The sequence below is a fragment of the Pantoea phytobeneficialis genome (assembly GCF_009728735.1).
In the GTDB taxonomy this organism is placed as follows: domain Bacteria; phylum Pseudomonadota; class Gammaproteobacteria; order Enterobacterales; family Enterobacteriaceae; genus Pantoea; species Pantoea phytobeneficialis.
Genome location: NZ_CP024636.1, coordinates 460,320 through 483,587 on the forward strand (window position 1 = coordinate 460,320; position 23,268 = coordinate 483,587).

The 23,268-nt window shown below is 56.2% G+C and carries 23 protein-coding genes; 7 read left to right on the top strand and 16 right to left on the bottom strand.

Going from position 1 to position 23,268, the window contains the following annotated elements; genetic code table 11:
* The first annotated feature begins 137 nt into the window (after window positions 1-137).
* Window positions 138-1,226, top strand: coding sequence for a YncE family protein (locus CTZ24_RS02020; RefSeq protein ID WP_208724660.1), 1,089 nt, complete (start codon window positions 138-140; stop codon window positions 1,224-1,226).
* A gap of 57 nt (window positions 1,227-1,283) precedes the next feature.
* On the opposite strand, the gene CTZ24_RS02025 is transcribed toward CTZ24_RS02020, so the two are convergent.
* From CTZ24_RS02025 to CTZ24_RS02035, 3 genes are all read right to left on the bottom strand, one after another.
* Complete coding sequence (locus tag CTZ24_RS02025) at window positions 1,284-1,577, bottom strand: DUF1330 domain-containing protein (protein ID WP_208724661.1); 294 nt, start codon at window positions 1,575-1,577, stop codon at window positions 1,284-1,286.
* A gap of 2 nt (window positions 1,578-1,579) precedes the next feature.
* Window positions 1,580-2,458 carry a glutathione-dependent disulfide-bond oxidoreductase gene (yghU, locus tag CTZ24_RS02030; protein WP_021184174.1) on the bottom strand — a complete coding sequence of 293 codons (879 nt, stop codon included), beginning with the start codon at window positions 2,456-2,458 and terminating at the stop codon, window positions 1,580-1,582.
* Between the two features lie 376 nt (window positions 2,459-2,834).
* Window positions 2,835-3,713, bottom strand: a complete 879-nt coding sequence (locus CTZ24_RS02035) for a sugar phosphate isomerase/epimerase family protein (protein ID WP_208724662.1) — start codon at window positions 3,711-3,713, stop codon at window positions 2,835-2,837.
* Window positions 3,714-3,990: 277 nt separating this feature from the next.
* Here CTZ24_RS02035 and CTZ24_RS02040 point away from each other — a divergent pair, with 277 nt between their 5' ends.
* From CTZ24_RS02040 to CTZ24_RS02050, 3 genes are all read left to right on the top strand, one after another.
* Complete coding sequence (locus tag CTZ24_RS02040) at window positions 3,991-5,019, top strand: LacI family DNA-binding transcriptional regulator (RefSeq protein ID WP_208724663.1); 1,029 nt, start codon at window positions 3,991-3,993, stop codon at window positions 5,017-5,019.
* A gap of 180 nt (window positions 5,020-5,199) precedes the next feature.
* Entirely contained in the window at window positions 5,200-6,123 is a 924-nt protein-coding gene (locus tag CTZ24_RS02045) for a TIM barrel protein (RefSeq protein ID WP_208724664.1), read from the top strand.
* Between the two features lie 10 nt (window positions 6,124-6,133).
* Window positions 6,134-7,303: a Gfo/Idh/MocA family protein gene (locus CTZ24_RS02050; protein ID WP_208724665.1), complete on the top strand. Its 1,170-nt coding sequence runs from the start codon at window positions 6,134-6,136 to the stop codon at window positions 7,301-7,303.
* 86 nt (window positions 7,304-7,389) lie between these two features.
* On the opposite strand, the gene CTZ24_RS02055 is transcribed toward CTZ24_RS02050, so the two are convergent.
* From CTZ24_RS02055 to nac, 6 genes are all read right to left on the bottom strand, one after another.
* On the bottom strand, window positions 7,390-8,127 hold the full coding sequence (locus CTZ24_RS02055; RefSeq protein WP_021184179.1) for an amino acid ABC transporter ATP-binding protein: 738 nt from the start codon (window positions 8,125-8,127) through the stop codon (window positions 7,390-7,392).
* Window positions 8,128-8,136: 9 nt separating this feature from the next.
* Window positions 8,137-8,892, bottom strand: a complete 756-nt coding sequence (locus CTZ24_RS02060) for an amino acid ABC transporter permease (RefSeq protein WP_021184180.1) — start codon at window positions 8,890-8,892, stop codon at window positions 8,137-8,139.
* Between the two features lie 5 nt (window positions 8,893-8,897).
* The gene (locus CTZ24_RS02065) at window positions 8,898-9,593 is read right to left on the bottom strand and encodes an amino acid ABC transporter permease (protein WP_021184181.1); all 696 of its coding nucleotides are present in this window, start codon (window positions 9,591-9,593) and stop codon (window positions 8,898-8,900) included.
* Window positions 9,594-9,605: 12 nt separating this feature from the next.
* Window positions 9,606-10,358 carry an SDR family oxidoreductase gene (locus tag CTZ24_RS02070; protein WP_013507592.1) on the bottom strand — a complete coding sequence of 251 codons (753 nt, stop codon included), beginning with the start codon at window positions 10,356-10,358 and terminating at the stop codon, window positions 9,606-9,608.
* A 130-nt stretch (window positions 10,359-10,488) separates the two neighbouring features.
* On the bottom strand, window positions 10,489-10,905 hold the full coding sequence (locus CTZ24_RS02075; protein ID WP_208724666.1) for an acetyl-CoA carboxylase biotin carboxyl carrier protein: 417 nt from the start codon (window positions 10,903-10,905) through the stop codon (window positions 10,489-10,491).
* A 109-nt stretch (window positions 10,906-11,014) separates the two neighbouring features.
* Entirely contained in the window at window positions 11,015-11,938 is a 924-nt protein-coding gene (nac, locus tag CTZ24_RS02080; RefSeq protein WP_013507594.1) for a nitrogen assimilation transcriptional regulator NAC, read from the bottom strand.
* Between the two features lie 493 nt (window positions 11,939-12,431).
* On the opposite strand from nac, the gene CTZ24_RS02085 reads away from it, so the two are divergent.
* On the top strand, window positions 12,432-13,634 hold the full coding sequence (locus CTZ24_RS02085; RefSeq protein ID WP_208724667.1) for a pyridoxal phosphate-dependent aminotransferase: 1,203 nt from the start codon (window positions 12,432-12,434) through the stop codon (window positions 13,632-13,634).
* Window positions 13,635-13,803: 169 nt separating this feature from the next.
* Here the strand turns inward: CTZ24_RS02085 and CTZ24_RS02090 are convergent, their stop codons facing one another.
* Genes CTZ24_RS02090 through CTZ24_RS02105 form a run of 4 tightly spaced genes read right to left on the bottom strand, consistent with a single transcriptional unit; the run spans window position 13,804 to window position 17,128 of the window.
* Window positions 13,804-14,571, bottom strand: a complete 768-nt coding sequence (locus CTZ24_RS02090; protein WP_208724668.1) for a 5-oxoprolinase subunit PxpA — start codon at window positions 14,569-14,571, stop codon at window positions 13,804-13,806.
* Between the two features lie 21 nt (window positions 14,572-14,592).
* A complete protein-coding gene (locus tag CTZ24_RS02095; RefSeq protein ID WP_208724669.1) occupies window positions 14,593-15,579 on the bottom strand; it encodes a 5-oxoprolinase subunit C family protein in 987 nt (328 codons plus the stop codon).
* Window positions 15,576-16,277 (bottom strand): 5-oxoprolinase subunit PxpB, encoded by a 702-nt coding sequence (gene pxpB / locus CTZ24_RS02100; RefSeq protein ID WP_437180276.1) that lies wholly within the window; start codon window positions 16,275-16,277, stop codon window positions 15,576-15,578. The genes CTZ24_RS02095 and pxpB overlap by 4 nt, the downstream gene beginning before the upstream one ends.
* Window positions 16,278-16,288: 11 nt before the next feature.
* Window positions 16,289-17,128: a transporter substrate-binding domain-containing protein gene (locus CTZ24_RS02105; protein WP_021184188.1), complete on the bottom strand. Its 840-nt coding sequence runs from the start codon at window positions 17,126-17,128 to the stop codon at window positions 16,289-16,291.
* A gap of 247 nt (window positions 17,129-17,375) precedes the next feature.
* On the opposite strand from CTZ24_RS02105, the gene CTZ24_RS02110 reads away from it, so the two are divergent.
* Window positions 17,376-18,272 (top strand): DMT family transporter, encoded by an 897-nt coding sequence (locus CTZ24_RS02110; RefSeq protein WP_021184189.1) that lies wholly within the window; start codon window positions 17,376-17,378, stop codon window positions 18,270-18,272.
* A 32-nt stretch (window positions 18,273-18,304) separates the two neighbouring features.
* Here the strand turns inward: CTZ24_RS02110 and CTZ24_RS02115 are convergent, their stop codons facing one another.
* Entirely contained in the window at window positions 18,305-19,000 is a 696-nt protein-coding gene (locus CTZ24_RS02115; RefSeq protein WP_021184190.1) for an RraA family protein, read from the bottom strand.
* A gap of 11 nt (window positions 19,001-19,011) precedes the next feature.
* Complete coding sequence (locus tag CTZ24_RS02120; protein WP_021184191.1) at window positions 19,012-20,523, bottom strand: sialate:H+ symport family MFS transporter; 1,512 nt, start codon at window positions 20,521-20,523, stop codon at window positions 19,012-19,014.
* A 409-nt stretch (window positions 20,524-20,932) separates the two neighbouring features.
* On the opposite strand from CTZ24_RS02120, the gene licT reads away from it, so the two are divergent.
* Window positions 20,933-21,796: a BglG family transcription antiterminator LicT gene (gene licT / locus CTZ24_RS02125; protein ID WP_021184192.1), complete on the top strand. Its 864-nt coding sequence runs from the start codon at window positions 20,933-20,935 to the stop codon at window positions 21,794-21,796.
* 70 nt (window positions 21,797-21,866) lie between these two features.
* Here licT and CTZ24_RS02130 read toward each other — a convergent pair whose 3' ends face one another.
* Window positions 21,867-23,261 (bottom strand): glycoside hydrolase family 1 protein, encoded by a 1,395-nt coding sequence (locus CTZ24_RS02130; protein ID WP_021184193.1) that lies wholly within the window; start codon window positions 23,259-23,261, stop codon window positions 21,867-21,869.
* Window positions 23,262-23,268: the final 7 nt, after the last annotated feature.

The window sequence follows — 23,268 nt, forward strand, 5'->3', positions numbered from 1 at the left end:
ATCGCGCCGCTACGGTTCTTGCTGGCTTGTAGCGGCGCAATTATTGCGCTGTGACGAATAATCAGCGTTACGTTTACTCGCCAATCGTTAATACGTATGATTCTCATTCTTTTTATAACTCCCTGATGGAGCTAAGAATGAAATCCTTGTTCAATCTGCGTATCGCGGGCGTGGCGCTGGCCGTGGTGACGGCGCTCAGTCTGACGGCCTGCCAGGCACCGGCAAAAAAAGCCGCTGCCCCGGTCGTCGCCCCACAACCGGTTGCCAGCAATGTGCAGCAGCGCGTACTGGCGGAAGGCCTGTATGAGATGGCGTATGTTCCTGGCAGCACAGCTTCGCTGTATGTCGCCAGTGCCCAGAGTTTTAAAGGCGTCAACGGTGGGGTGATCTACCGTCTTGATCCGGCCACGCTGAAAACCCTCGGCGAAACCCATACCGACCTGAAAAACTTCGGCATGACGATGGAGCCGGACGGCAGCCTGCTGTATGTCACCAATACTCTGGATGGCGGGATTTCAAAAGTTGATGTGCAAAGCGGCAAGGTGTTGCAGCGTCTGAAGTTTGGCCTGATCAATGACAAAGGCTTCCCGACGGGCGCGCGTGAAATCATGCTGCATGATGGCCTGCTGTATATCGGCGGAGTCGCCGATCCGGGCCTGATCTGGGTGGTGGATGCCAAAACCTTTAAGCTGAAAACCACCATTAAAAATGCCGGGAAGTGGGTCACCGGTCTGCTTTACTCCTCAGTGACCAATCGTATCTATGCGGCCAACGGCAGTGGCGAGATCCTGGTGATCAACCCGCGTAATCACAAGATCGAACAGCGCTGGACGCCGGGCGACGACAAAACCTACCTGCTGCTGAATCTGGCGGAAGATCCGGCCACCGGCCGCCTGTTTGTCACTGACAACTCCAAAGCGAAAACCACGCTGGTATTTGATGAGCATACTGGCAAGGTGATCAAGCGTATCGACGGGGACGCGCTGGGTATTAAGTTCAATACCAAACGCAATGAGATCTACATCAGCCAGCGTGAATCGGGCAAAGTGCTGCAACTCGATGCCACCAGCTATGCGGTGAAAAATAGCTGGACGCTGCCGACCCATCCCAACAGCTTGCTGGTGTCGCCGGATGGTCAGACGTTATTCGTGACGGTGAAGCAGGGATTCAACAAAGATCATTCTGCGAAAGGACCGGATAGCGTGGTGCGTATCCCGTTGAATTGACAGGTAAAGGGCGGTGGTGACACCGCCCTCAATGAATAAGCGCGATAAATCGCGCCGCTACGCTGTGACGCCCTGCACCAGCAACACGCGATAGTTCGCCCCTTTCAGACGATGTTCTTTCGCTTCCTGGTAGGCCGGGCTGTAATACCAGCCTTTTGCCGCATCAATATCCGGGAACTCCAGCACCACCACGCCCTCGGCTTGTGGACCTTCCAGCGTTTCCAGCGCGCCGTAAAAGGCGAGCGGATTAATCGGATGATCACCGCGTGCTTCCCCCGCTTTCTGCGCGTAGGTGGCCATTTCGCTGTCGTTCAGGGTTTCATCGCGGATAAAAATCACATATGCGCTCACTGTTACTCTCCTCGCGCCTGGCGTTTGTCTTCGGTGTTGGTATCAAAATCGGAGGCATCATGGCGTTCCAGCAACTGATCTTCCGGCGCGGCACCAAAGGCGCGGTTCACCTTACGGCCACGGATGACCGCCGGACGCTGCGCAATCTCTTTCGCCCAGCGCACCACATTTTTATATGACTGCACATCCAGGAACTCAGCGCCGTCGTATTGATTATTCAGTATCAGGTTGCCGTACCACGGCCAGGTGGCGATATCGGCGATGCTGTATTCGTCGCCGCCCAGATAGCGGTGATCCGCCAGTTGACGATCCAGCACGTCGAGCTGACGTTTCGCTTCGAGGGTAAAGCGGTTGATGGCGTATTCGATTTTTTCCGGCGCGTAGAAATAGAAATGGCCAAAACCGCCGCCAAGGTAGGGGGCTGAACCCTGCAACCAGAACAACCAGTTCAGCGCTTCGGTGCGGCCCGCCACATCTTTCGGCAGGAAGTGACCAAATTTATCCGCCAGATACAGCAGGATGTTGCCGGACTCAAACACGCGCAGCGGCGGGTTAACCGAGTGGTCGCGCAGTGCCGGGATTTTAGAGTTAGGGTTGACCTCAACGAAGCCGCTGGAGAATTGATCGCCCTCGCCGATGCGAATCAACCAGGCATCGTATTCGGCTTCTTTCACGCCGAGCGCCAACAGTTCTTCCAGCAGGATGGTAATTTTCTGGCCGTTTGGCGTGCCCAGCGAATAAAGCTGAAGCGGATGTTTGCCGACCGGCAGGGTCTTCTCATGCGTCGGCCCGGCAGTCGGACGGTTGGTTTTCGCGCCGTTGCCTTTGGCTTCCGGGTCCCAGGTCCAGACTTTTGCGGGCTGATACTGATGTTCCGACATAGTGATTTCGCCTTGTTGTGGTTGCATTTTTTGCTGCCACTGAGTGTAGCAGCCGCAGTCACAGGCGATTTAACCGCGCTGGCGGTGAGATGCAAAGTCCGGTGTTGAGGTGGGGTTGGTGGGGTTGGTGCGTGCTGATACCCTCACCCCGGCCCTCTCCCATGAGGGAGAGGGAGATGTGCCATATGCTCGAACGGTTCCCATAAGGGAGAGGGAGATGTGCCATATGCTCGAACGGTTCCCATAAGGGAGAGGGAGATGTGCCATATGCTCGAACGGTTCCCATAAGGGAGAGGGAGAAGTGCCAAATGCTCGATCGGTTCCCTCTCCCGCTTGCGGGAGAGGGTTAGGGTGAGGGTAACAAAGCGCACCTAACTCAAAGCAACTCGCGTTCAATCAGCTCGCGGGTTTCCACCGCCTGGTACTTCATTTTTTCCGGATAACCAAACAACGCTGCCGAGATAATCGATTCGCCGCCGACCTTAAAAGTACGTTTGGCAAAATCCATCTCGCGTAACGCTTCGAACAGTGCATCGAAATTGACTTCACCTTCACCCACGCCGACATGCTGGTGGATGGTGGCATCAACCCCCGGCGGGTTGACGATATAGCGGCAATGTTTGGTGTGGTTCATGGTGTCGGCAATCAACATATGCGACAGATCGTCACCGGCATAATGCAGCATGCTTTTCACATCGCCTTTGCCTTTGTCGTAGAAAAAGGTGTGCGGCGCGCTGTAGATATACTTCACGTTATCGCTGTGGAAAGATTTCACGATATCAGCGGTTTCGTTGCTCTCCTCGCAGAAATCCCACGGGTGGGCCTGGATTTCCACGCGAATGCCTTCGCGTTCGATAATGGGCAGCAGATCCTCCATCGAACGGTAGAACATTTCTTCGCAAATCTCCGGTTCATTGGGATTGCCGGACAGCTCGGTATTGATCACCGGCACGCCCATTTCCACGGCGATCTCGATCATCCGCTTCCAGTTCTTCACCGCCGCCTGACGGCGGGCTTCGTCCGGGCCAGACCAGCGATACACCACGATAAACGAGGAGATCTCCACACCGGTGGAGCGCAGCGCGTTCTTATATTCGGTGATGATTTCGCGGCTGGCTTTCGGGTGTTTATAGAACGGGTTAATTTGTGGATGGGGCGACTGTTCGATGTATTTGTAGCCCCATTCCGCCACCTGCTGCACCATGCGGGTGATCCCCAGGTCGCGGATTACATCCACGTCAAAAGCGATTTTCATTGTTTTCTCCTGCGCGTTAAGCCGGTTGCTTTAACGCTTTGCTGAAGCAAATCCACCCCTCACCACAAGCGTTGTCAGGCAGAATAATTATCAAACATTTATTCCGAAAAGTAGGTTGTCTTGTAATCTTCGTTTCGTTTTTGCGATGGTGGTCAAATTTATGAGGGATTCTCTATCAGAAATTACGATTATATGACGATTCCTGGCGCGAATTATTCGCACTTTTGATGTCATCCGGGTATTATTTTTTGATAATTTTCTATCACGGATATCTTGTATGAGTAAAATCACCATGAATGCGATTGCCGCCGCTGCGGGTGTCGGTGTTGCGACGGTTGATCGCGTGCTTAACCGTCGTGCGCCGGTGCGCGCCGCCACCGAGAAGAAGGTGCTGGAAGCGGCGGGGCGTCTGGGTTATCGCGCTGACCTGATGCCGTTACTCAGCAGCCGGGCTTTAACGCCTGCTGTCGCGTTGCGTATGGGGTTTATTCTGCTGGCAAAAAATTATTCGTTTTATCAGTCGCTCACTGACGCGTTACGTCAGCAGACACAGCCGTTACATCCCGCCGGTAGCGAAGCACAGTTTTGCTGGCACGATATTGACGATGTGGATGCGGTGGTGGCCTCGCTGCATACGCTGGCGCAACAGGTGGATGTCATCGGGCTGGTGGCGCTTGACCATCCGCTGATTCGCCGGGCGATCGAAACGGTATCGCGTCAGGGCGTGCGGGTATATGCGCTGTTTTCCAACTTCTCCCCCTGTGGTCATGCCGGTTATTTCGGGCTGGATAACCAGAAGGCCGGACGCACCGCAGGCTGGATGGCGACGCATCTGTTGCATCAGCCGGGACCGGTAGGGGTGCTGGTGGGGGACCACCGTTTTACCTGCCAGGAGAGTTGTGAAATCAGTTTCCGTTCTTACCTGCGCGAGCAGGACAACGCGCGTCAGGTGCTGGAACCACTCAAAACCCATGAGTCGATTGACGGGGGTTATCTGGCAACGCGTCGTTTGTTGGATGAACATGCCGATCTGGCGCTGATTTTTGCGCCGTGCGGCGGGATTGAAGGGGTCATTCGCGCGCTGCGCGAGCAACCGCAGCGTCGCGTGGCGCTGATTTGTCATGGCCCGGTCAGTGACGGCGATCTGGCATTGATTGATGGCACCATCACGGTGATGCTGCGTCATCGTATTGAGGGTCTGGCAACTACCCTGGTGCAAACCCTGCAACAGCATCAGGCGGATGGCAGCGAGCATTTTATGCAGGTCACACTGCCGTTCGATATTGTCACACGGGAGAATTTGTAAAAACGCGCGATAGCCGCTGCTTAGGCGTAGCGGCGCGATTTATCGCGCCAAATGATAGATAACCTATCATTTAAATGATAATTAATAACTTGATCGCTATCAAAAAATGAAAGTTTCATGCTTGTTGTGGATGAAATTTTTATTTGATACTTGCTGCATCAATCACAGCAAGGAACGATCATGACTATCCATATCGCCAATGCGCCCTGTAGCTGGGGCGTCGATGATCCGAAAAATCCTTACCTGCCGCCGTGGCAAAAAGTCCTGAGCGAAGCGGCACAAGCCGGGTATCGCAGCATTGAGCTGGGGCCGTGGAGCTATCTGCCGGTGGAGGCCAGCGAGCTACGCCAGCAACTGGAACATTACGGGCTGTCGCTGGTAGCGGGCACAATTTTCGACGATCTGGTCAGTGCAGCCAATTTCCCGGCGATGGTGGAACTGACCCACAATATCTGCCGCAATCTCTCCCAGGTGCCGACGGCTGAGAAAACCCATGCGCAGAACGCGCCGGCTCCCTATCTGGTGATAATCGATTTTGGTAATCCGCAGCGCGCGAAATATGCCGGTCAGTCGGATAAAGCGCCACGCCTGTCCCCGGAAGACTGGCAACGCATGATGCAGCACATCACCACCCTGAGTGAGATCGCCTGGAGTGAATATGGCGTACGCGCGGTGATCCATCCTCATGCCGGAGGCTGCATTGAATTCGCCGATGAACTGGAACAGTTGGTGCAGGATATCCCGCACGAGGTGGCGGGTTTGTGTCTCGATACTGGCCATCTGTACTACTCAGGCATGGACCCGATTCCCTACCTCAATCGCTACTGGGATCGCATCGATTATCTGCACTTCAAAGACGTGAACGAGGCGGTATGGCGCGATGTTATCGCTCGCGGCATCGACTTCTTTGCTGCCTGTGCCGAAGGGGTGATGTGTCCGATTGGCAAAGGGGCGATTAACTATCCGGCGGTGCGCGCCTTCCTTGCGGAACGCGATTATCAGGGCTGGATCACCATCGAACAGGAACGCGATCCGCGCCATGCTGACACCAGCCTGCGCGACGTCACAGCCAGCCTGCACTATCTGCAATCAGTCGGATTCTGAGGACAACATCATGATTAACGGTACAAAAGCTCTCGATCGTTCACTGCGCTGGGGTATGGTCGGCGGCGGTGGCACCAGCCAGATTGGTTACATTCACCGTTCTGCCGCGCTGCGCGACGGCAATTTTGTCTTACAGGCTGGGGCGTTTGATATCGACGCCGTGCGGGGCCGGGCCTTTGGCACAACGCTGGGGGTGGCGGAAGATCGCTGCTATGCCGATTACGAGACGATGTTTGCTGCTGAAGCGGCACGCGCCGACGGCATTGAAGCGGTGTCCATCGCCACGCCTAATAACACCCACTTTGCTATCTGCCGGGCGGCGCTCAATGCCGGGCTGCATGTGGTGTGTGAAAAGCCGCTGTGCTTCAGCGCTGCCGAGGCCGACGAGCTGGAAAGACTTTGCGCTGAGAAGAAAAAAATCATCGGTGTGACCTACGGTTACGCCGGACATCAGTTGATTCATCAGGCGCGGGAGATGATCGCCGAAGGGCTGCTGGGTGAGATTCGCATCATTAATATGCAGTTTGCTCACGGCTTTCATAACGAGGCCGTGGAGCTGCAAAATGCCAGCACCAAATGGCGCGTCGATCCTCGTTTTGTCGGCCCCAGCTATGTGCTGGGCGATTTGGCGACGCATCCGTTGTTTATCGCCGAAACTATGGTGCCGAAGCTGAAAGTTAAACGCCTGCTGTGTAGCCGCCAGAGTTTCGTCAAAAGTCGGGCACCGCTGGAAGATAACGCCTTTGTGATGATGGAGTATGACAACGGCGCGGTAGGCACCATGTGGGCGTCGGCAGTGAACTGTGGTTCGATGCACGGCCAGAAAGTGCGCGTGATTGGTGAAAAAGCCAGCCTCGAGTGGTGGGATGAACAGCCAAACCAGCTTCGTTATGAAGTGCAGGGGCAGCCGGTGCAGATCCTGGAGCGCGGTATGGGGTATCTGCACAGCCGCGCTTTAGAGGAAGATCGTATTGGCGGGGGGCATCCTGAAGGGCTGTTTGAAGCCTGGTCCAATCTCTATCGCCGTTTTGCGCTGGCGATGGATGCGACTGACCGGGATGACCAAACCTTCCTGCGCGATTTCTGGTATCCCGATGTGCATGCCGGGCTGATGGGGGTGCGCTGGGTGGAGCAGTGCGTGCAATCCGCCGATGCCGGTGCGGTGTGGGTTGATTGCTGAATCGAACCTTCGTACGCGCAATAAATTGCGCCGCTACAAACCGTGCATGCAGAACCGTAGTGGCGCGATTTATCGCGCCCTTTACATCAATGCGAGCGCAAATCGCTTAAGAAGCGTTGCGCGCGCGGGTGCTGCGGCTGGGTGAAGAACTTGTCCGGCGTGGCCTTTTCCAGAATCTGCCCCTGATCCATAAACCAGATGGTATCCGCCACTTCACGGGCAAAGTTCATCTCGTGGGTGACGCACATCATCGTCATCCCCTCCTGGGCCAGGCCGCGCATCACCGATAGCACCTCACCCACCATTTCGGGATCGAGTGCTGATGTCGGTTCATCAAACAGCATCACCGGTGGCTTCATCGCCAGCGCACGGGCAATCGCCACGCGTTGTTGCTGACCGCCGGAAAGCTGCGCCGGATAAGCATCCGCCTTGTGCGACAGGCCAACTCGTTCCAGCAGTTCCCCCGCTTGCTGACGTGCCTCTGAACGCTTCACGCCCAGTACCTTCATCGGTGACATCATAATGTTCTCGGCCACGGAAACGTGGGGGAACAGGTTGAAGCTCTGGAACACAAAACCGATACGGGTACGCAGCTGATTCAAACGCGTGCTGCTGCCGTGGATATCGATACCGTCAAACACAATCTGGCCACCTTCAATTGGCTCCAGGCGATTAACGGTGCGGATCAGTGTCGATTTACCGGAACCGGAGGGGCCACAGACCACCACCACTTCGCCGGGATTGATCTCGGCACTCAGGTCAGTCAGCGCCTGATACGCGCCGTACCATTTGTTGACCTGATTAAACAGAATCATCGGTCTCATAGCGGTTCCTTATTGCGATTGGGTTTTAGTCATCATCACCGCCGGTGCTACCGTGGGCGTCTCCACCGGTGACTGACGACGTTTCTGCGCAAGGCGCGCTTCGAGTTTGTTGGCGAGCCACGTCAGGCTGAAGCAGATGATGTAGTAGCTCAGCGCCACGATGGCGAACACCTGGAAAGGTTTGGTCAGTAACTGGTTGCTGACCTGGTTGGCCGCAAATGTCAGCTCCGGCACGTTAATCACGTAGCCGAGGGTGCTGTCCTTGATGATCGAAACCAGTTGGCTTACCAGACTTGGCAGGGTGTTAAACAACGCCTGCGGCAGGATCACCAGACGCAGGGTCTTGATGTGGCCCATGCCTAATGCACGCGCTGCTTCGTACTGCCCGTGCGGTAACGCCTGAATACCGCCACGCACGATCTCGGCGATATAGGCGCTCTCATAAATCACCAGCGTACACAGCATGGTGGAGAAGCCGCTGATGTTGTGACCAATCAACAGCGGTACGCAGAAGTAGGTCCAGAACACCACCATCATCAGCGGGATGCCGCGCAGCAGATAGACCCAGCAGGTGGCGGGCCAGCTCAGCCAGCGCCACGGCGACAGACGCGCCAACCCCAGCAACACGCCCACAGGGAAGGCCAGCAATACCGCCAGCAGCGAGATCACCAGGGTACAGAGCACCCCGCCCAGTGGCCCGTTCGGGTACTGGCCCATTAACAGCAGCATGCCGTTGTCATGCAAAATGGTGAACATCTCAAACATCGCCATTACCTCGCATAGACGCGTTGAAAGCGGCGGGCCAGTAGCGCGCCAAGGCCCATCAGCATCAGGGAGAAGAACAGATAGCCAACGGTTGCCACAAAATAGGACTCGAAGGTGCGGAAGGTCTGGTTCTCAATATCGCGGGTGACATAGGTCAGTTCCGCCACACCAATCACCATCGCCAGGCTGGTGTTTTTGAACAGCAGCACCGTATGGTTAATCAGCGCCGGTAGCGCGTTACGAATCCCCTGTGGCAGGATCACCGACCACATGGCGCGCACATAACCCATCCCCAGCGCACGCGCCGCTTCGTTCTGTCCATCCGGGATAGCGCGCAGACCGCTGCGAATATCTTCCGAGAAGTACGCCGCCTGACACAGCCCCAGCGCCACCAGTGAAAACAGAAATTCGGCGTTGAGGTTGTTAATCCACATTTGCAGCGCTTCCGGCAGCAGCGTCGGAATGGCGAAATACCACATCATTAACTGAATCAGCGTCGGGACATTGCGGTGATAAGAAACATAGGCCTTCACCAGTCCGACCGCGATGCGTTGATCGGTCAGGCGGATCACCACCAGCAGCATGGCGAGGATCATCGCCAGCAGCCAGGCACCCAACGCCAGTTCAAGAGTGACCACCGTTCCGTCAACGATCATCTGGCCGAAGTGGCCGGTTATCACACTGCTGAAATCGAGTGCCATAGTGTTACCTCATTACTCGGCGCGGTCGCCCGGTCGCATGGTGGAAAGGCCGCCCGGTACCTGCAACGTCGGGGTGATTTCGATATTGCCGATATTCACCGCCACTGGCGCAGAGAGGGCAAAGGCTACGCAGTCGGCGATATCTTTCGCCTGCGGCAGTTCAAAGCCATCGATAAAGCGACGGCGCGCTTCTTCGTGATCGCCAGAGACGTTGCCGAAAATATCGGTGGCGACGCGGCCCGGACAGATCTCGGTGATACGCACACGTTTGCCATAGCAGTCGACGCGCAGCTGACGCGACAGGGCATGGACCCCGGCTTTGGTGGCGTGGTACACCGAGTTGCCGCCAAAGTTGTAAATTGCGGCGATGGAGGTGATGTTGAACACATGACCACGGTCGCGTGCCACCATGCCCGGCACCAGCAGCCGGCACAGGTGCAGCACGGCGCGCAGGTTGACATCCACCTGGGTTTCAATCACGTTTTCGTCGGCATCCAGAATCGAACCCGGATGCGACAGCCCGGCGTTGTTCACCAGAATGTCGATTTGCAGGTCCTGGCACAGGGCGGTCAGTGCGCTGAGATCGCTGACATCCACCGCGTGTGGGATACAGCCGGTACGTTCGGCCAGCGCCGCCAGTTGTTCTTTGCGGCGTGCCACGGCATGAACGGTAATGCCTTCCTGGCACAGACGCTCAACAATGGCTTCACCCATCCCGGCGGATGCGCCAGTGACCAGTGCGGTTTTGTAATCTGAAAATGGCATTTGCCTCTCCTGTCATCGCCGGGCCTGGGGCAGCGGCGCGTTTCTGATCTTTTTCTGACTTTATGCAGTTATGTTCAATGGGGATAAGACATAAAAATTTTGAGGCAATAAGCGACCCTTATAACCGCGCTTATTCCTGGTTATGATCATGAATTATCAGTATTTCTTCTTCGTATTCTACCGGTGAGCCGTCGTTGATTACCACGTTTTGTACCGTGCCGTTTACCGGGCTGATGACCGGTAAATAGAGCGGGCCAACCTGCACCAGTGCGAGCACATCATCGGGTTTGACGACCTGTCCGGGCTGGACAAAATCCTGCTGACTTAGCGGATGGCGTAACCGCAGCGTACCGGGCATGGGGGCGCCGACCGGGCGCAGCGCGTTCGGCGGTGCGGGAACCGGTTGAGGCGTAGAGGGGGGCACAGCGGCAAAGGTCATTTTTACCGACCACGCCTTGCCGCCCAACGTGAGGTGGCTCAGCCCGGCGGTTTGCATTTTGCGCGCGACGGCACGCAGCGTCGGCAGCGGTATTGCAGTTTTTTCCATAGGGTTCCCGTCAAAGAAAGCCCGCCGGAGCGGGCAGCTAACGCAGTCAATCTAGCGCGTTCGTCAGACGGGCAGTAAGAGGGTTTCGCTTTGCGGTAATAAGCGAGGCTTATCCCACCAGCGTCAGGGGATGGTTTTCCACGTTGCGCCGTGACATCAGCGACAACAGAATCGATTTAACGGCTTCTGCCGGTTGCGACAGCGGCAGATGATCGGACATGCAGAACGACAACGAGGCTTGTACATCTGGCTCGACAATCTTCGCCATCCACGAGTCTGAGGTTTTCAACATCGCCCGCGCAGCGGATTCGGGCATGATGGTGGCACCCAGACCGGCAGTCAGTGCGGCGTTAAGCGTGGTTTGTGATTCGATCTCGCACTTAACACGATATTGCAGGTTATTCTGCACAAAGGCATCGTCCAGCACCTTACGCATGATGTTATAGATGCGCGGCAGGAACAGATCGTACTGCGCCACTTCTGCCAGACGGATCTCTTTCATCGGTTTCGCCAGGCTGAACGGACAGACGAAGCACAGATCTTCCTTCATCAGCGGCATAAAACGCAGGCCGTGGATATTGCGATGGTCATAGATCACCGCCATGTCCATGCGACCGTTCATGATCAGCTCGCTCAGCGTGGTGCCGAAGTTCTCGTTGAAATAAAGCACGATACCGGGATGCTGCTGCTGCACTTCCATCATCAGCGGCAGGGCGAGATTTTGCGCTGCCGTGCCGGGCGCAAGGCCGACTGAGACGCTGCCGCTGAGCGACGCCCCGACACGATCAATCGCACTTTGCGCCTGTTCGCACTGGCGCAAAATGGACTGGGCGTGAGAATAGAGCGTTTTACCCGCTTCGGTAGGGGTGACGCCGCGCTTGGTGCGGATCAGCAATTGTTGGTTCACTTCCCCTTCCAGCGTTGCCAGCTGCTGGCTCAGGGCGGGCTGGGCGATATGCAAAATATCGGCGGCCTGCGTCAGACTGCCGACATCGACAATCTTGACGAAGTATTTAAGACGGCGAAGATTCATGGTCACTCCCTCCAACGGAACGCATATCAGCATCAAGCAAAGTTGATGCCAGAATAAGGTTTAGTGATTGAACTCAGGCAGGAGGGTACGGCGCACATGCCTCCTAAGGCTTTTGCTGAGTTGACTTACTGCCTGCTCAACAAATGTTCAGACAGGATGTTTTGCACAATTTTGGTGCATTTTCCCATTAGCGTTACCAATGGCTGATGGGAGCAATGCGCCACGATGGCGCGCGTAGCGGCTTGAAAGTAACAGTTTTTTAACATATCTGACGCGCGCGCTGCGTGACCCGCCGCGCATTTCCGGGCAATGCGCTGACTTTGCTGCAAAAGTGTGCAGCCGGTCCTGTCATCGTTTTGTGTTATATCACCACAACAAAGCACTATTAGCGGTGGTTGTGGGCGAAAACCTATGCTCAGAGAACTTTGCTGGCCGCGCGCGTTTTGGCGTGCCGCGCCGTTTCTGCTGACACTGAGAGAGGGAAGTGTTCCCCATGCCCGAGATAGCCGATCGACTAAAGAATGTGACTGTTTCCGCCTCCGTCGCCATGACCCAAAAAGCACGCGATCTCGCGGCGCAGGGCATTGATGTGGTGGCACTCTCCACCGGCGAACCCGATTTTCCAACGCCGGACCACGCCATTGAGGCGGCTTATGCGGCGGCGCGCGCGGGGGATACCCGTTATCCACCCACCGATGGCACGCCAGCCCTGCGTAAAGCGATCCAACTGAAATTTAAACGTGATAACCAGCTGGATTATGACGTCAGCCAGATCCTTACGGCTGGCGGTGCCAAGCAGATCATCTTCAACGCCATTCTGGCGACCATCAATCCGGGCGACGAAGTGGTGATCCCGACGCCGTCATGGATCAGCTATGCCGATATCGTGAAATTCGCCGGTGGTATCCCGGTGCCGCTGCCGTGCGCCCAGGAGAATGGTTTTAAACCGCTTCCGGCGCAGCTGGAAGCGGCGATCACCGATAAAACCAAATGGCTGCTGCTCAACTACCCCAGTAACCCGACCGGTTCAGTGGCGAGCAAAGCAGAGTTGCAGGCGTTGGGAGAAGTGCTGTTGCGTCACCCGCAGGTGTGGATCATGACGGATGATATCTACGAACATCTGATTTATGACGACGTGCGTTTTTATACCCTGGCGCAGGTTGAACCGCGTCTGTATGACCGGGTGCTGACGGTGAATGGTGTGTCAAAAGCGTACTCAATGACTGGCTGGCGTCTCGGCTTTTGCGGCGGCCCGGCTCCGTTGATCAAGGCGATGAGCAACGTTAATACCCAGAACAGTGGTGGCGTGACCACCCTGACTCAGGCCGCCGCAGTGGCGGTGCTGGAAGGCCCACAGGATCTGTTGCAGGAACGTGCACGTATCTACCGCGAACGTCGCGATTACGTGCTGGAACGTCTGACCTCAATTGATGGTCTGCGTTGCCATAAGCCACAAGGCGCGTTTTATCTGTTCGTTAATATCGCGGGTTATATCGGTAAAGTCAGCGCGGGTGGCCGTCAGATCAACAACGATGCCGATTTCGTACTGGCATTGATTGAGGAGCAACATGTGGTGACGGTGCAGGGGGCGGCTTACGGCATGAGTCCGTTTATCCGTCTGTCCTACGCCACCAGCATGGAACGTTTGCAGACAGGCTGTGATCGTATTGCGGCGTTTTGTGCCGGTTGCCGGTAAGGATTGCCTTAACCCTCACCCTAACCCTCTCCCGCAAGCGGGAGAGGGGACAGACCGAGCAAATCTTGCATCTCTCTCCCGCTTGCGGGAGGGGGGACCGACCGAGCAAATCTTGCATCTCTCTCCCTTCTCCCTCTCCCGCTTGCGGGAGAGGGCCGGGGTGAGGGTATCAGGCCAGCACTTCAGTCGCCGGAGCCACCTGATGACCACTGGCTTCGATCTCGCTGCGCACGATGGTGGCGAGCGCCAGTGAACCGGGTGTATCGCTGTGGACCAGAATTGAGCGGGCGCGTACCGCGATCTCTTCACCTTCAAGGGTGGTGACGGTGCCGCGTTGCAGAAACTGGCGCACACGGGCGCGCAGCGCGCTTTCTTCTTTAATCACCGAGCCGGCGATACCACGCGGCACCAGACGCCCCTGGGCATCGTAAGCGCGGTCGGCGAGGAACAGCGTCAGGGTTTTCAGACCGGCGGCCTGCGCAGCGTGTTCAATAATGGTATCCGGCTGGGCGAAGATAATCAGCGAGCTATCAATACGCGCCACCAGCTCCATCACTTGCTGCGCCAGCGCGGCGTCACGGTTAACGATATTGCCCATCGCTGCGTGGAAGCTGAAATGGGCAACCTGAGTGCCTTCGGCACGGGCAATCGCCATCAATGCACCCAGCTGATACGCCACCTGCTGGCAAATTTCGTCAGCGGAAAAAGGCAGTTCACGGCGGCCAAACCCCTGGCGATCCGGCAGGCCCGGATGTGCACCAATCCCCACGCCATGCTGCTTCGCCAGACGGACCATGTTGGTCATGATCGTGGGATCACCGGCATGAAAACCGCAGGCAATATTGGCGGATGACACCACCTGCATCAGTGCGGCGTCATCACACAGTTGATAAACGCCGAAGCCTTCTCCCATATCGGAATTGACATCAATCTTCATCGTTTTGGTTCCTTGCCAGGGTTAAACGCCCACGGCCTTGCGCAGCGGCAGGCAGCTCAGACGCAGCCGGGTGAGCCAGCGCGTCACTTCTTGTTCGATGGCGATGGCTTCACGCGCATCACTTTTTACCAACTGAATGGACTGGCCGGGCAGTATCTGACCGAGTCGCCACAGATCCTGCTCGATCACCCCGGCGATCTTGGGATAACCACCGGCGGTATTGGCATCGCTTAACTGGATGATCGGCTCACCGGCCGGAGGCACCTGTACGATTCCGGGGATCAGGCCATAGGATCGCATCTCCACCGTGTGTGACGGGAAGATCGGATCTCCTGACAGCCGGTAACCGGTACGGTTACTTTGATTGGAAACTTGCCAGGATTGCTGCCAGAAACGCGCGGCGTCTTCAGCAAACAATGCGTACTCGCCGGAGGGAATGGCGCGTAGCTGGATCTCACCGGCGTTATTACGCGGGAACCAGGTACCCAGCGCGCTTTCCGGAGGTTCGATACCGATACCCGCCTGCGGTAATGCCGGGCCGGTTGTCGCGCCAAGGGGTAACTGGTCGCCACGCTGCAATGCCCGGCCATGATGTCCACCGAAGGCACCGCGCAGCGCGGTACTGCGCGAATCCAGCACCACGGGCACATCGATACCACCGGCAATGCACAGATATCCACGGGCGCCGCTGCGCGGGTAGCGTAGCTCCAGCACCTGACCGGCGCGAACGCCGCAACCCCACCAGGGCGGCAGAGGGTTGCCATCCAGCGTGGCGCGACAGTCAGCGCCGGTCACGGCGATGCTGGTATCCTGCAAAAAGCGCACGCGAAATGGAAACAGTTGCACTTCAATCGCGGCGGCATTTTCCTCGTTACCGAGCAGCAGGTTGCCTGCCCGCAACGCCAGTGGGTCCATCACGCCGCTCACCGACACGCCCATATGGCGATAGTTGAAACGGCCTAAGTCCTGCACCGTATTGAGCGCACCGCTTTGTTCAATCTCAATCACAGTTCAATCCTCTGCGGCAGAAAGCGAATGCGATCGCCGGGGGCCATCAACGCCGGTGAGTCCGCCAGGGGATCAAACACCTCCAGTTCGGCATAGCCAATCGCGTTCCAGCCATTCGGGCCGGTCAGCGCCGAGACGCCTGCCTGCGCGCCGCCAATGGTGACGGTGCCTTTCAGCATGCTGAGCGACGGTACTTTTTTGCGTGGCGTTGCCAGCTGCGGGTCCAGTCCATGCAGATACCCAAAGCCCGGCGCGCTGCCGAGGGCGAATACCGTGTATTGGCTTTGATGATGACGACGTACCACTTCGCGCGCGCTGAAACCGGTATGTCGGCAAACGGCATCGAGATCGATCGCGTGTTCGCCACCGTAATCCACCGGAATCTCAATCAGTTTGCCCTGCGGATGGATGGCCTGCGCCTGTTCCCAGGCGGCATGCAGTCGGGCGCGCACCGCAGTCTCATCGGGGGGAATCTGGCGAAACAGCACCAGCAGATTGGTGACCCCAGGGATCAGTGATTCAACGTCTTCGCCACTGGCGAGCAATCGTGCCAGCGACCAGACGCGACGTTGTGAGGGCAAATCAAAACCGCCCGGTGCTTCCACCAGCCAGGCGCGTGCGCCAATGGTGGAGAGGGTAATGGTAGAGGAGCAAGCCAGCGCGGGAGCGCTGGCGGGCTTGATATCAGATGGCGACATCACGGGCATGGTTATTCCAGCGGTTCAAATTTCAGACTGGAGAGCGGCTGAACGCGCTCCTCACGCACCATTTTGTATTCGGTCTTTGGCCCAATCCAGGTGTCCCAGATTTTGTCGATGGTGCCGTCATCGTCCATCGCTTTCAGGCCGCTGTTGACGCTGGCTAACAACGCTGGCTCGTCACGTTTCATGCCGACACCAATCGGTTCCAGCGCCATCGGTTCTTTGATCATCGCCAGATCGATACCGTCTTTTTTCGCCTGGGTGATCATCTTGATACCGGTCATGGTGTTGGTGACAAAGCCCAATGCTTTGTTCTGTTCCACCGCGAGGAAAGCCGAGGCGGTGTCCTGGAAGGTCACTGCTCGTGCGCCTTTCAGGTGGATAGATTGTTCTGAGGTGGTGCCTTTGGTGGCGCTGATGCGCTTACCTTTAAAGTAACTCAGCGGCTTGTCGGCCAGCGGCGCTTTCACCAGCAGCATCTCTTTGGCGACATAGTACGGGTCGCTGAACTGGATCTGGTTGCCACGGGTTTTGGTGTAGGCAAGGTTAGCGATCAGGACATCGGCGCGGCCAGTGGCGATCACTGCGATACGCGCTTCCACGGAAGTCGGCACCAGGGTGACTTTGACCCCCATCTGTTTTGCCAGCGCGTTGCACAGGTCAACGTCCATGCCAGCCAACTGGCGAGTTTGCGGATCCGGCGAGGAGAAGGGTGGCACGTCGGAATAGACTGCGCACTTAAGTTCGCCGCTCGACTTAATGTTTGCCATCAGGTCAGCATGGGCGGAAGAGATAGCCAGCAGCGGCAGCAGCGCCAGCCCGATGGTGGTACGTCTTTTCATGGTCATGTGATTCCCCTCGGTAATCCGTCAATATTCGCGTTTCCTGGACTATATCGGCTTTGTTTTGCGGCGAATAAGAGGGAAACCCTGTCGCGCGATAGCGAAATGCTATGACGGTGGACGATAAGTTATTGCTATTCAGGCAGAGCAAAATAGTGTTATCGCGGCCCGCAGTCTCTCCATATGGTATGCGCGTTGTCCTCTCGGCAATCAAGTCGGTTGCGAGTGGTAGAGAGAGAATAGGGTCAAAGCAATGAATGCCAGATTAGGCGTAGTACTGAAGATAATGGCGGCGCTGTGTTCAACGCTGATGTTGGCGTGTGTGAAAGGGTTGAACGGCACCATACCCACCGGGGAAGTGATTTTTTTCCGCAGTTTTGTCGCGCTGTTTCCACTGCTGATATGGTTGAAAATTCAGGGGAACGTGCTGGAAAACCTGAAAACCCGCAATCTGTTCGGTCATCTGATTCGGGGTTTTTCCGGCACTGGTGGCATGTACTTTAACTATCTGGCGCTGGTGTATATCTCGCTGGCGGATGCCACTGCACTGAGCTACGCCGCGCCGCTGTTTACCGTGATCATGGCGGCGGTGCTGCTGAAAGAGCGGGTCAGGGCATCGCGCTGGCTGGCGGTGATGGTCGGCCTGTCCGGCATTTTGATCATGCTGTCGTCCAAACTGACGCTGTTCTCCGCCAGTGCCGCTCATGCCAGCGCGGGTATCGGCGTGTTGTGCGCGCTGGTGGCTGCGGTCTGCACCGCCACCTCCAACGTGCAAATTCGTTTTCTGAATGGCATCGAAAAACCCGGCGCGATTGTGTTCTATTTTTCACTGATGACCACGGTGATCGGCCTTGCCACTATCGTGTTTGGCTGGACCATACCCAGTGGCACGCAACTGCTGCTGCTGGTTGGTTGCGGGCTGTTTGGCGGTCTGGCACAGATTCTGGTCACGCTCAGCCTGCGTTACGCGGATGCTTCGCTGCTGGCCCCGTTTGATTACACCACCCTGGTATGGTCGATGGTGGTAGGTTACCTGTTCCTTAATAGCCTGCCAGGTCCCACCACGCTGTTTGGCGCATCGATTGTGGCGCTGGCCGGGATTTTTGCCGTGTGGCGTGAGCAACGGCAGCGGAAGTTGGCGCTGGTGTAAAATCGCGCCGCATCCTCGCGGCGCGATTCCTGTTAACGATAAATATCGTCAATAATCTCCACCTTCTTACTGCGCAGCGTCTCATCCAGCCAACCGCGCTCCAGTGAGCCGGTTTTCGCCAGCTCAAAGTTGCGCTCATCCACCTGTAAATACGCCAGCGCATCTTCCAGGATACGTGCTGCATCCTGGCGTGGGATCACAATCACGCCATCAGCATCACCGAGGATGATATCGCCAGGAGAGACATGGATTTTGCCGCAGGCGATAGGCACGTTGATCTCACCCGGTCCGTCTTTAAAGGGGCCACCCGGCGTGACTCCGGCTGCGTAGATCGGGAAATCCATGCGTGATAATCCGTCGATGTCGCGCACCGGGCCATCCAGCACAATCCCTTCCATGCCGCGCTGCTTTGCATAGGTCGCCATGACTTCACCCATCAGCGACTGGCTGCGATCACCTTCGTTCGACAGAATAATCACATCGTTGCGCCCGGCGATATCCAGCGCTTTGTGTAGCATCAGGTTGTCGCCTGAACGGGCTTTTACCGTCACTGCCAGACCACACATAATCGGTTGTTGTGGGGCCGTTTTCAGGCTGATCTCCGCTGACAGGGCGGGCAGGCGGCTCATACAATCTGCGACCACGGCAGCTGGCAGGGTGCGGAAGGTTTCCAGTAGCGGTTCAGCATCAGCCGGGCGACGTAAATAAATGCGGTTTCCTGCGGTCATGTTCTCTCCTTTCAGGGTTTGCCTGAGTTAAGCGGGGTAAGATGCTGGGCGGCACGTTCTTCACGGGTGAACGCGCCAGCAAGTGGGGTGCCATCGACGGTGTCGTAGTGACGCAGCGCCTGCGGTTTTAACCAGCGCTGCACGCGCGACGGCATATCAAAGCCAATCAACAACATCACGACGAAGGTCAGGCCAAACGACAGGCCGCCAAGCGCGCTACCCAGTGAGGCGTGCTGCGCGATGAGCGCACCCAGCACCGGCGCGAGTGCACCGCCGAGTGAGCCGATGTTGTAGATAAAGCTGAGGTTGGCTGCGCGCTGCTCGGTATCGAAGTAGCCGCTGATCATCTTCGCCAGCAGGCCGCCGACGCCCTGGCTGAACAGTTGTTGCAGGAAGATCAGCAGACACAGTAACCAGACGCTGGAGCCGTTGAGCATAAATACCGGGATGATGATCATCTGGGCGATCAGCAGACTCAGTACATAGGTTTTGCGCGTACCGATGCGATCGGCGGCGATCCCCGCCACGCAGCAGCCAAGGCCCATGCCGAAGCGGCTAAAGGAGAACACCAGCGCGACCACTTCTGGCGAGTAGTGCAACTCGGTTTTCAGGTAAGTAGGCAGCAGCGCGTGGATCGGCCAGCCGTAAAGAAACACGCAGACGATAGTGACGGTGAGCATCAGGCTGGTGGGCCAGCGCTCGCCGCCGCTCTGCACCAGAAAACGGATAAAGATTGCCGCGATGATCACCGCCAGCACGCCGGTCACCACCCCGGAGGTCTGGTGGTCGAAGCAGAAGTAGAGCGACACGGCGGCGGCCAATCCCAGCAGCAGGTTGAGGGTGTTACGTAAGCGGTTTGGCCCACGAAACAGCGTGTCGATCATGGTTTCCGCGGGTTTGGCAGCTTTGGCTTTGGCCGCCGCCCACTCTTCGGCTTCCGGAATGGCGCGGCGCAGCCACAGGGCATAAAACACCGGGATAATGCCGAGGTAAAACAGCGAGCGCCAACCCCACAGCGGAACCACCCAGCTATACGCCAGCACCGACAAAATAGCCCCCGCAGAAAAGCCGGAATTGAGGAAGGCGCTGGCTTTATTGCGCATATCTTTCGGCCAGGTTTCGATGGCATAGGCAGAACTGGTGCCATATTCACCGGCCATGCCGATTCCGACCAACACGCGTGCAATAAACATCCAGGTATAATTGGGTGCGATACCGCAGGCGAACGTGCCACCGGCAAATAATATAATGCTGGTGATCATCGCACTTTTACGGCCATATTTATCGCCCATAGCACCGAGTGCCAATCCACCAAACCAACGCAAAATAAATGCGGCAGAAATTAACGCCGCCGCTTCCGCCGTGGTGACATTAAATTCCGCCATTATTTCGGTCAGGACTAAGGTAATAATGACGAAGTCAAAACCGTCCAGCATATAACCCATCCATGCGGCCCAGAATGCCTTCCATTGCTGGCGATTCAGCCGTTTATACCAGGGTAATAGCGTCGTTTCTTCAGGCATGGCTGACTCCTGATGTTATTTATAGGGTAAGGGAAATAAGGGGCGTGCGGGCACGTCCGGTTCAGGGTGTTTATTTTTCTGTTTGATGAAGCCTACCGGATAAATAGCGTGTTACGGATGTTGTGTTACGGCTAACGGTGGAGTGATCACGAAATAAAAATCAGGGTTGATTTAACTCAATGATAAATAAATTTATTGAATTTTATTATGGGGGAATAAATTTATTGTATGGCCCTCTGCTATCATCAGTGAAAAGAAACGGAGCCGGGTCACATTTATCCCGATTTCAGCTTGCCGTGTGATGCCAGGCATTTATGATGGAGCGGATTGTTACTGTGTTCCTCCACACAGGCAAAACCTGACAGCTCGCTTCGCGGGAGGTCAGGTTTTTTCGTTTTCAGGGTGCCAAATGAAGATTGCGAAAATACTTAATAATAATGTGGCCATCGTGCTGGGCGAGCAGGGCCAGGAACAGGTGGTGATGGGACGCGGGTTAGCGTTCAACAAGCGCATTGGCGATCCGTTGGATGCGCAGTTGATCGAAAAAGTGTTTGCGTTGCAAAACCATACGCTGACCAATCGCCTGAGCGAGCTGCTGTCGGAGATCCCGATCGAGGTGATCACCACCACCGAATTGATCATCGCGCGTGCCAGGGAGCAACTGGGATCGAAATTGCATGAAAGTCTGTCGATCGCGCTATGCGATCACTGCAACTTTGCGATTGAACGACATCGGCAAAATTTGCCGATCCGCAATGTGTTGATCTGGGAGATCAAAACGCTCTATCCCAACGAGTACGCGCTGGGGCTGGAGGCACTGGCGATCATTGAGAAACGCCTCGGTGAACGTCTGCCAGAGGATGAGGCCGGTTTTATCGCCATGCATCTGGTGAATGCCCAGCTTGATAACGATATGTCAGATGTCGCGCATATCACGCGGTTTATGCAGGATATTTTGCAGATTGTGAAGTATCGCCTGCAACTCGATTATCGCGTTGAAAGCCTGAGCTATAACCGCTTTGTTAACCATCTGAAATTTTTCGCGCAACGTATGCTGGGTAAACGCGGCGTGTGCAGCGAGGATGAATCGCTCCATGATGTGGTGCGCGACAAGTACCCGGAAGCGTACCAGTGCACCATCAAGGTTGATCAGCATATTCAGCAGAAATACCACTATGCCTTGTCGAATGAGGAGCGGATGTTTCTCACCATCCATATCGAGCGGGTGCGTAAAGAGACGCGGGCGTTGCAAATCGGGGACGATGAAGCCTGATTCGTAGCGGCGCGATTTATCGCGCGTCTTTTAAAACAGGCGCGATAAATCGCACCGCTACGTGTTTGTGTTACTTCAGTGAGGCACCGTGGCTGCCAATCACTTCCTGATACCAGAAGAAACTTTTCTTACGTGAGCGCACCAGCGTACCGTTGCCGTTATCATCGCGATCGACGTAGATAAAGCCGTAGCGTTTGGAGAACTCTGCTTTTGAAGCGCTGACCAGATCGATCGGTCCCCAACAGGTGTAGCCCATCACTTCCACGCCGTCCTCAATCGCTTCACGCACCTGCACCAGATGGTCATTGAGATACTGAATGCGGTAGTCGTCGTTGATGCTGCCATCGGCTTCGACCTTGTCTTTCGCGCCAAGACCGTTCTCCACGATAAACAGGGGTTTCTGGTAGCGGTCGTACAGCAGGTTCATCAGGATACGCAGCCCTTCCGGGTCAATCTGCCATCCCCAGTCGGAACTGGCGAGATGCGGGTTTGGCACCATCGACAGAATGTTGCCGCGCGCTTTCTGATTCTCTTCTTCATTGGTGGTGACGCAACCGGTCATGTAGTAGCTGAAGGAGATGTAATCGATGGTGTTTTGCAGGTCGCGTTTGTCCTGATCGGTAATGTTGATCTGGATCTGACGGTCGGCAAAGAAGCGTTTCATATAGGCCGGATAGTAGCCACGTACCTGCACATCACCGAAGAACAGCCATTCACGGTTCTGCTGCATGGTTTCCATCACATCCGCCGGGCGGCAGCTGAGCGGGTAGAGCAGTGCGCCGAGCAGCATGTTACCGATTTTGCCGTCTTTAACGATTTCATGGCAGGCTTTGACCGCACGGCCACTGGCGACCAGTTGATGATGGATGGCCTGATAAATCGCCTGCTGGTCACTCTCTTCCGGCAGACCGACGCCGGTAAAGGGCGCGTGCAGCGACATATTGATTTCATTGAACGTCAGCCACAGTTTCACCTTGTGCTGGAAACGGGTGAATACCGCGCGCGCGTAACGCTCGAAGCAGTCGATAGTGGTGCGGCTGCCCCAGCCGCCGTATTTTTTGATCAGCCCATACGGCATTTCATAATGCGACAGCGTGACCAGCGGCTGAATGTTGTATTTCGCCATCTCGTCGAACAGGCGATCGTAAAAGGCCAGCCCTTCTTCGTTTGGCTCGGCTTCGTCGCCCTGTGGGAAGATGCGCGTCCAGGCAATTGAAGTACGCAGCACGGTGAAGCCCATTTCGGCGAACAGTTTGATGTCTTCCGGGAAGCGGTGGTAGAAATCAATCGCGGTGTCTTTGATACCGAAATCACCGGCGTGGCGTTCAACGCGATCGCCAAAAATGCCTTTCGGTTGCAGATCGGAGGTGGATAAGCCTTTGCCACCGGTCTGATACGCGCCTTCTACCTGGTTGGCGGCTACGGCACCGCCCCATAAAAATCCATCCGGGAAACGTAAGGTCATCTTGTAA

Coding starts and splice junctions, on each gene's coding strand:
- CTZ24_RS02020 (WP_208724660.1), top strand. CDS start 138: ATGAAATCCTTGTTCAATCTGCGTATCGCGGGCGTGGCGCTGGCCGTG.
- yghU (WP_021184174.1), bottom strand. CDS start 2,458: ATGTCGGAACATCAGTATCAGCCCGCAAAAGTCTGGACCTGGGACCCG.
- CTZ24_RS02035 (WP_208724662.1), bottom strand. CDS start 3,713: ATGAAAATCGCTTTTGACGTGGATGTAATCCGCGACCTGGGGATCACC.
- CTZ24_RS02040 (WP_208724663.1), top strand. CDS start 3,991: ATGAGTAAAATCACCATGAATGCGATTGCCGCCGCTGCGGGTGTCGGT.
- CTZ24_RS02045 (WP_208724664.1), top strand. CDS start 5,200: ATGACTATCCATATCGCCAATGCGCCCTGTAGCTGGGGCGTCGATGAT.
- CTZ24_RS02050 (WP_208724665.1), top strand. CDS start 6,134: ATGATTAACGGTACAAAAGCTCTCGATCGTTCACTGCGCTGGGGTATG.
- CTZ24_RS02055 (WP_021184179.1), bottom strand. CDS start 8,127: ATGAGACCGATGATTCTGTTTAATCAGGTCAACAAATGGTACGGCGCG.
- CTZ24_RS02060 (WP_021184180.1), bottom strand. CDS start 8,892: ATGTTTGAGATGTTCACCATTTTGCATGACAACGGCATGCTGCTGTTA.
- CTZ24_RS02065 (WP_021184181.1), bottom strand. CDS start 9,593: ATGGCACTCGATTTCAGCAGTGTGATAACCGGCCACTTCGGCCAGATG.
- CTZ24_RS02070 (WP_013507592.1), bottom strand. CDS start 10,358: ATGCCATTTTCAGATTACAAAACCGCACTGGTCACTGGCGCATCCGCC.
- CTZ24_RS02075 (WP_208724666.1), bottom strand. CDS start 10,905: ATGGAAAAAACTGCAATACCGCTGCCGACGCTGCGTGCCGTCGCGCGC.
- nac (WP_013507594.1), bottom strand. CDS start 11,938: ATGAATCTTCGCCGTCTTAAATACTTCGTCAAGATTGTCGATGTCGGC.
- CTZ24_RS02085 (WP_208724667.1), top strand. CDS start 12,432: ATGCCCGAGATAGCCGATCGACTAAAGAATGTGACTGTTTCCGCCTCC.
- CTZ24_RS02090 (WP_208724668.1), bottom strand. CDS start 14,571: ATGAAGATTGATGTCAATTCCGATATGGGAGAAGGCTTCGGCGTTTAT.
- pxpB (WP_437180276.1), bottom strand. CDS start 16,277: ATGTCGCCATCTGATATCAAGCCCGCCAGCGCTCCCGCGCTGGCTTGC.
- CTZ24_RS02105 (WP_021184188.1), bottom strand. CDS start 17,128: ATGACCATGAAAAGACGTACCACCATCGGGCTGGCGCTGCTGCCGCTG.
- CTZ24_RS02110 (WP_021184189.1), top strand. CDS start 17,376: ATGAATGCCAGATTAGGCGTAGTACTGAAGATAATGGCGGCGCTGTGT.
- CTZ24_RS02115 (WP_021184190.1), bottom strand. CDS start 19,000: ATGACCGCAGGAAACCGCATTTATTTACGTCGCCCGGCTGATGCTGAA.
- CTZ24_RS02120 (WP_021184191.1), bottom strand. CDS start 20,523: ATGCCTGAAGAAACGACGCTATTACCCTGGTATAAACGGCTGAATCGC.
- licT (WP_021184192.1), top strand. CDS start 20,933: ATGAAGATTGCGAAAATACTTAATAATAATGTGGCCATCGTGCTGGGC.
- CTZ24_RS02130 (WP_021184193.1), bottom strand. CDS start 23,261: ATGACCTTACGTTTCCCGGATGGATTTTTATGGGGCGGTGCCGTAGCC.